The sequence below is a fragment of the Streptomyces milbemycinicus genome (genome assembly GCF_002154605.1).
In the GTDB taxonomy this organism is placed as follows: domain Bacteria; phylum Actinomycetota; class Actinomycetes; order Streptomycetales; family Streptomycetaceae; genus Streptomyces; species Streptomyces milbemycinicus.
Genome location: NZ_MUNE01000668.1, coordinates 1 through 2,133 on the forward strand (window position 1 = coordinate 1; position 2,133 = coordinate 2,133).

At 69.4% G+C, this 2,133-nt stretch carries 2 protein-coding genes; both read left to right on the forward strand.

Annotated elements, in window-relative coordinates:
• Positions 1-8 precede the first annotated feature (8 nt).
• Positions 9-737, forward strand: a complete 729-nt coding sequence (locus tag CCN51_RS42165; RefSeq protein ID WP_245881791.1) for a cell division protein FtsQ/DivIB — start codon at positions 9-11, stop codon at positions 735-737.
• 277 nt (positions 738-1,014) lie between these two features.
• Positions 1,015-2,133 (forward strand): cell division protein FtsZ (gene ftsZ / locus CCN51_RS42170; RefSeq protein ID WP_086860775.1); only part of this gene is annotated, 1,119 nt, incomplete at its 3' end.

Consider the following 2,133-nt stretch of genomic DNA (forward strand, 5'->3'; position numbering starts at 1 on the left):
AGAGACAGATCAAGGCGCGCCGCCGCCTCCGGCTGCCCCGTCGCCGCACGCTGCTGGTGACGGGGGTGGCGACCGCGCTCCTCGGCTCCGGCGTCACCTGGCTGCTGTACGGGTCGAGCTGGCTGCGGGTCGAGCAGGTGGCCGTCAGCGGCACGGCCGCCCTCACCCCGGGCGAGGTGCGCGAGGCCGCAGCCATCCCGCTGAACGAGCCGCTGGCGGCGGTGGACACCGACTCCGTCGAGCGCAGGCTGCGGGCGCGGCTGTCGCGGATAGCGGATGTGGATGTCTCGCGGTCCTGGCCGGACACCATCGCCGTACGGGTGACCGAGCGCAGGCCCGAGGCGATCGTCGAGAAAGCCGGCAAGTTCCTCGAAGTGGACGAGGAAGGCGTGCTGTTCGCGACCGTTCCACAGGCGCCCAAGGGTGTTCCACTGCTGCAAGTGGAGGCGGACCGGTCGCCGAGTTCCCGCCATTTCGGCGCGACCAGGCTGCGCCGCGAGGCGGTGGCCGTGATCGCCCAACTGCCCGAGAAGGTCCGGGCGGACACTCTTTCCGTCCGGGTCCGCTCCTATGACTCGATCGCGCTCGGACTGACCCGTGGCCGCACGGTCGTATGGGGCAGCTCAGAACGCGGGGCGGCGAAGGCGAAGACTCTCACCGCGCTCATGAAGGCCGTACCGGACGCGGAGCGCTACGACGTCAGTGCGCCGACCGCCCCCGCGGTGACGCATAGTTGACGTATATAGCGGCAGGCCAGGACCCTGGTTGGCTAGTCCGCTGGGTGATCACATAGGGTGAAAAGAAAAACGGGAGGTTCGGCGTGTTCGTTGAACGCGCGCCACTTGTCGACTTAGTGTCCTGTTCCGAAGACTCCGGGAAACATAGGCACTGGTAACCCTAAACTTCAGCGTTAGGGTTGGGGTCGGCGATCGGAACCGTCCCATTCGGCATCAGTCGGCGCACCGCGGCAACGGCGGGGTGGCGACACGTAACTCGAGGCGAGAGGCCTTCGACGTGGCAGCACCGCAGAACTACCTCGCAGTCATCAAAGTCGTCGGCATCGGCGGCGGTGGCGTGAATGCCATCAACCGGATGATCGAGGTCGGGCTCAAGGGCGTCGAGTTCATCGCGATCAACACCGATGCGCAGGCCCTGCTGATGAGTGACGCAGACGTCAAACTCGACGTCGGCCGCGAGCTCACCCGCGGCCTCGGCGCCGGCGCCAATCCCGACGTCGGCCGGAAGGCCGCCGAGGACCACCGTGAGGAGATCGAGGAGGTCCTCAAGGGGGCCGACATGGTCTTCGTCACCGCGGGCGAGGGCGGCGGCACCGGCACCGGCGGCGCGCCCGTCGTCGCCAACATCGCCCGCTCGCTGGGCGCACTGACGATCGGTGTGGTCACCCGTCCGTTCACCTTCGAGGGCCGCCGCCGCGCCAATCAGGCCGAGGACGGCATCGCGGGGCTGCGCGACGAGGTCGACACCCTCATCGTGATTCCGAACGACCGGCTGCTGTCCATTTCGGACCGTCAGGTGAGCGTGCTCGACGCGTTCAAGTCCGCGGACCAGGTACTGCTGTCGGGCGTCCAGGGCATCACCGACCTGATCACCACCCCGGGCCTGATCAACCTCGACTTCGCGGACGTCAAGTCCGTGATGTCCGAGGCGGGCTCGGCGCTCATGGGCATCGGCTCGGCCCGCGGCGACGACCGCGCGGTGGCCGCCGCCGAGATGGCGATCTCCTCGCCGCTGCTGGAGGCCTCCATCGACGGTGCGCGCGGTGTGCTGCTCTCCATCTCCGGCGGCTCCGACCTCGGCCTGTTCGAGATCAACGAGGCCGCCCAGCTGGTGAGCGAGGCCGCGCACCCCGAGGCCAACATCATCTTCGGCGCCGTGATCGACGATGCGCTCGGCGACGAGGTCCGGGTCACCGTGATCGCGGCCGGCTTCGACGGCGGTCAGCCGCCGGCCAAGAACCGCGACAAGGTGCTCGGCTCCTACGGCGGCGGCCGCGACGAGGGCCTTGGCCCGGTCGGCGCCGGCACCGGCCGTTCGTCCTCCGACACCGGCAGTCGGCCGTCGTTCGGCGGGCTCGGCAGCGTCACCCCGCGCGAGGACGAGCCCAGGCCCGAG